This window comes from Protofrankia sp. Cas3 (genome assembly GCF_963555955.1).
In the GTDB taxonomy this organism is placed as follows: domain Bacteria; phylum Actinomycetota; class Actinomycetes; order Frankiales; family Frankiaceae; genus Protofrankia.
Genome location: NZ_CAUVXP010000170.1, coordinates 1 through 5,742 on the forward strand (window position 1 = coordinate 1; position 5,742 = coordinate 5,742).

Annotated in this window: 1 protein-coding gene; it reads left to right on the forward strand. The window is 71.0% G+C overall.

The features are described from left to right. Positions 1–5,742, forward strand: a 5,742-nt coding sequence (locus U9983_RS23180) for a non-ribosomal peptide synthetase (protein ID WP_322756045.1), incomplete at both ends; no start/stop codon positions are given.

Genomic DNA, 5,742 nt, shown 5'->3' on the forward strand with positions numbered 1-5,742 from the left:
GGTCTGCGTGCTGACCGACACCGCCACCCTCGCGGCCGTGGCCGCGGCGGATCAGGCCGCTGATTTTCCCCTGGTGGTGCTGGACGATCCGGCTGTGCTGGTCGCCACGGCCGCACTGGATGGCGCAGCCCTGTCTGCCGAGGAAACCGGTGCGGTGTCGGCGTCCCATGTCGCGTATGTGATCTACACCTCGGGGTCGACGGGAACGCCGAAGGGCGTGGTGGCCACACTCGGCGGTCTGGCCAACGCGGTGGCGGCGTTCGGTCCAATCTTCGGAGCGGCGCCGGGAGTCGGGGTGTTGCAGTACGCGTCGTTCAGTTTCGACGCGTCGGTGCTGGATATGGCGGTGGCGTTGTGCTCGGGGGCGCGGCTGGTGGTGGCCACCCAGGCAGAGCGCACAGAGCCGGCGTTGTTGCGGACGTTGGTTTCCACCCAGCGGGTCGACGTGGCCAGTGTCGTTCCGTCGTTGCTGGGGGTTTTGGAGCCCGCCGACCTGGCACCGATCTCGACGCTCCTGGTCGGGGCCGAGGCAATCTCCCCGGCGGCGGCCGGAGTCTGGTCGGCGGGTCGGGAGCTGGTGAACACGTACGGCCCGACCGAGACGACGGTGATGGTGGCGGCCGGATCGGCGTCGACGTGGGGCGGCGGACCCGTGCCGTTCGGGTCACCGGTCGGCAACACCCGCATGTTCGTGCTCGACGAGTACCTGGCGCCGGTTCCGGTCGGCGTGACCGGCGAACTCTACGTCGGCGGCGCGGGCCTGGCGCGCGGCTACGTCGGCCGGGCGGGGTTGACGGCCGAAAGGTTCGTGGCGGACCGGTTCTCCGGTGACGGTTCCCGCCTGTACCGTACCGGCGACCTGGCCCGGTGGACCGCGGATGGCCAGCTCGTGTTCGCAGGCCGGGCCGACGATCAGGTGAAGATCCGTGGGTTGCGGATCGAGCCGGGTGAAGTGCAGGCGGTGCTCTCCCAACACCCCGCCGTGGCGCAGGCGGCGGTGGTCGTGCGGGAGGATGTCCCCGGAGAGAAGCGCCTGATCGCGTACGTCGTTCCGGCCGTGACGGCCGGCGTCGGCAGGGGTGAACTGCCGGGCGAACTGCCGGGCGAACTGCGCGGGTTCGCCGGGCGGCATCTGCCCGAGTACCTGGTGCCCGCCGCGTTCGTGGTTCTGGACGCACTCCCGTTGAATGCCAACGGAAAGCTTGATCGCAAAGCCCTGCCGGCCGCGGAGTCCCCCGCCGGTACGGGCCGTGGGCCCGCGACGCCGAACGAACACGCGTTGTGCCGCGCGTTCGCCGAGGTCCTCGGGGCGGACGGCGTCGGCGTGGACGACGACTTCTTCGCCCTGGGCGGTCATTCGCTGCTGGCGATCCGGCTGGTCAGCCGGATCCGTGCCGAGGCCGGTGTAGAACTGCCGTTGCGCGCCCTGTTCGAGGCGCCGACGGTCGCCGGGTTGGTGTCGCGGCTTTCCGGGACCGGTCGGGCGCGCGAGCCTTTGACGGCCCGGAAGCGTCCGGAACGCATTCCGCTGTCGTTCGCGCAGCGGCGGCTGTGGTTCCTCGGGCAGCTCGAAGGCCCGAGCCCGACCTACAACGTCCCGGTGGTGCGGCGGCTGTCCGGCGCGCTCGACGCGGACGCGTTGGGTGCGGCCCTGCGGGACGTCATCGGTCGGCACGAAGTCCTCCGCACCGTGTACGCCACCATCGACGGCGAGCCCTACCAGCGGATCGTCGAGCTCGACGATGTGGAGTGGCAGCTTGCGGTCGAGGACCGCTCCTCGGAGGATCTGACCGTCGCCGTCGCCGAGGCAGCCCGGTACGTGTTTGACCTCTCCGACGAGATCCCGGTGAAGGCGTGGCTGTTCCGGACCGGTGCACAGGAGCACGTCTTCGCGCTCGTCGTCCATCACATCGCGAGCGACGGCTGGTCGATGGGGCCGCTCGGCCGGGATGTGTCGCATGCCTATGCGGCACGTGTCCGCGGTTCTGTTCCGCGGTGGTCCGCGTTGCCCGCGCAGTACGCGGACTACGCGCTGTGGCAACGAGAACTGCTCGGCGACGCGCAGGATCCGGGCAGCATGCTGTCCCAACAGGTCGCGTACTGGCGGGATGCGCTGCGCGGTGCGCCGGAGGAGCTGGAGCTACCCGCCGACCGGTCGCGCCCGGCGACGGCCGGCCACCAGGCGGTGGCTGTGCCGTTGCGGATCTCCGCCGAGGTGCACGGGAGGCTGGCGGAGCTGGCGCGGGCCCAGCAGGCGACCATGTTCATGGTGCTCCAGGCGGCGTTCGCGATGCTGCTGTCCCACCTCGGTGCAGGTACCGACATCCCGATCGGGTCCAGCACCGCGGGTCGGACCGACGAGGCGCTCGACGACCTGGTGGGGTTCTTCGTCAACACCCTGGTCGTGCGGACCGATGTGACGGGGGATCCGGGTTTCGCCGAGACGGTGGCCCGGGTCCGGGAGGCGAGCCTGGCCGGACTGGCACATCAGGACGTGCCGTTCGAGCGCCTGGTCGAGGAGCTGGCGCCGACACGCTCCCTGGCGCGGCATCCGCTGTTCCAGGTATCCCTGACCCTGCAGAACACCGAGCGTGCGACGCTCGAGCTGCCCGGGGTCGCGGTCGAGAGCCTGGCGCCGGGGTCGTCGGCGGCGAAGTTCGACCTCGACGTGAGCCTCATCGAGACGGTGGACGCCGAAGGGCGTCCGGCCGGACTGCGCGGTTCGCTGATCGCCGCGGCCGACCTGTTCAACGCCGAGTCGGCCGAGCGGATCGCGGCGCGGTTCGCTCGGTTCCTCGACGTGGTGATCGCCGATCCGGGCATCCGCCTGAGTCGGGTGGACGTGCTGGATGACGACGAGCGCCGCAATGCCCTGATCGGCTGGAACGACACTGCGGTCGCGGTTCCGAACCGGACGGTGCCCGAGTTGTTCGCGGCGCAGGCAGCGCGGATACCCGACGCGGTGGCGGTCGTCTCCGGGAACGTCGAAGTTTCGTACGCGCACCTAGACTTCCGTGCCAACCAACTGGCCCAGTATCTGCGTACGTCCGGTATCGGCGCCGGGTCGCTGGTCGGCGTGCTGCTCGCGCGGGACGTCGACACGGTCGTCGCCCTGCTGGGGATCCTCAGGGCCGGGGCCGCGTACCTGCCGCTCGACCCGGAGTATCCGGCCGAGCGCATCGCCATCATGGTGGCTGACTCGGGCGCCGCCCGAGTGTTGACGGTGCGAAGCCTGTCCGAGCGGATGGCCGTACTGTCGTCGGACACCGGTGTGCCCGTCACCGTGCTTGATGACCGGACGGTGGTCGAGGCGGTGGCCGGGTTCGACGGCGCGCCGTCGGCGGTCGGCGACCTCGTCAGGGAGCTGACACCGACGCTCCCGGCATACATGATCTACACGTCGGGTTCGACCGGCCGCCCTAAGGGCGTCGTCGTCCCGCACTCGGCCCTGACCAACTTCCTGACCGGGATGTCAGCCCTGCTCGAGGCCGGTTCCGGCGACGTGTGGCTGGCCTCGACGTCGCTGTCGTTCGACATCTCGGGGCTTGAGATCTACCTGCCGCTGGTGGCCGGTGCCCGCCTGGTGCTGGCCGATCGGGACACCGCCAGGGACGGTGCGGCGTTGGCCCGCCTCGCCGAAGCGGCTGGTGTGACCCACGTCCAGGCGACGCCGTCCGGATGGCGCATGCTGCTCGACGCCGGTATTGGGCTGTCGGACGTCACGGCGCTGGCCGGCGGGGAAGCGCTTCCGCTCAGCCTCGCCCGCGAGCTGCGGTCGCGGACCGGCCGGCTGGTGAACGTGTACGGCCCGACCGAGACCACGATCTGGTCGGTGGCGTGGGCTGTCCCGGCGGATCCGACGGAGGTGCTGATCGGCGGTCCGATCGCCAACACCGCCGCGTACGTTCTGGACTCCCACGGCGGTCCGGCTCCGGTCGGCACCGTCGGCGAGCTGGTCATCGGTGGCGCCGGCGTGGCGTACGGCTACCACGGCCGGCCAGCGCTGACCGCCGAACGGTTCGTGGCGGACCCGTTCGGAGCGCCGGGCTCGCGGCTGTACCGCACCGGGGACCGGGTCCGACGCCGCGCCGACGGCAGTCTGGACTTCCTCGGCCGCGTGGACGACCAGGTCAAGGTGCGCGGCCACCGGATCGAGCCCGTTGAGATCGAGGCGGTGCTGGAGTCCCACCCTGGCGTCGCGCACGCGGCGGTCGTGGTACGCGGCGAGGTGCTCGTCGCCTACGTGGTCGGGAAGGTCGAGGGACTGCGCGAGCACGCCGCGGCGGCCCTGCCGGAGTACATGGTGCCGACGGTGGTGCTGGCGCTCGACGCGCTGCCGTTGACGCCCAACGGGAAGCTGGATCGAAGGGCTCTGCCGTCCCCCGACTTCGCCGCCGTGGCGTCCACCGGCGGACGCGGCCCGTCGACTCTTCGGGAAGAGCTGCTGTGTCAGGCGTTCGCCGGCGTCCTCGGGCTGGAAGCCGTCGGTGTGGACGACGACTTCTTCGCTCTCGGCGGGCATTCGCTGCTCGCGACTCGGCTGGTGAGCCGGGTCCGCTCGGTGCTGGGCGTCGACGTGCCGCTGCGCACCCTGTTCGAGGCACCGACGGTGGCCGGCCTGGCGTCGCGGTTTTCCGGGACCGGTCGGGTGCGCGAGCCGCTGGCGACTCGGGAGCGTCCCGAGCGGTTGCCGTTGTCATTCGCACAGCGGCGGTTGTGGTTCCTCGACCGGCTCGAGGGCCAGAGCCCGACCTACAACATCCCCACAGTGCTGCGCCTTTCCGGAAGGATCGATCCGAACACGCTGGAGGCCGCGCTGCGGGACGTGCTGGGCCGGCACGAGGTACTGCGCACCGTTTTCGACATGGCCGACGGCGAACCGTACCAGCGGATCATCGAGCTCGACGATCTGCGGTGGAGCCTGGAGACCGCGCAGATCGCTCCCGACTCCGTGGCGGACGCGGTGGTCCGGGCGACCGAGTACGCGTTCGACCTGTCGGCCGAAGCACCGTTGCGGGCGAGCCTGTTCACGGTCGGGCCGGCTGAGTATGTCCTGGTCCTGGTCGTCCAGCACATCGCGGGAGACGGCTGGTCGATGGCTCGGCTCGGCCGTGACATCGCCGACGCCCATGCGGCGCGACGCGCGGGTACGGCTCCGCGGTGGTCCGAACTGCCCGTGCAGTACGCGGACTACGCGCTGTGGCAGCGGGATCTGCTGGGCGACCCGGATGATCCGAGCAGCCTGCTGTCCCGGCAGGTGGCGTACTGGCGGCAGGCGTTGGACGGCGCGCCGCAGGAGCTGACCCTTCCCACCGATCGGCCCCGCCCGGCCGCGGCGAGCTATCGCGGGCACCCGGTCGGCCTGGACGTCTCCGGCGATCTGCACGAGCGGCTGCTGGAGCTGGCCCGGGAGCAGGGGGTCACACTGTTCATGGTGCTGCAGGCGGCACTGGCGGTGTTGCTGTCGCGACTGGGCGCGGGCACCGACATCCCGGTCGGTACGGCGGTGGCCGGGCGTACTGACGAGGCGTTGGACGATCTCGTCGGGTTCTTCGTCAACACCCTGGTGCTGCGTACCGACCTGTCCGGGGATCCGACGTTCACCGAGGTCCTGACGCGGGTCCGGGAGGTGAGCCTGGCCGGATTCGACCACCAGGACGTGCCGTTCGAGCGGCTGGTCGAGGAGTTGGCGCCGGAGCGCTCCATGGCCCGCAACCCGCTGTTCCAGGTTCAGCTCACGGT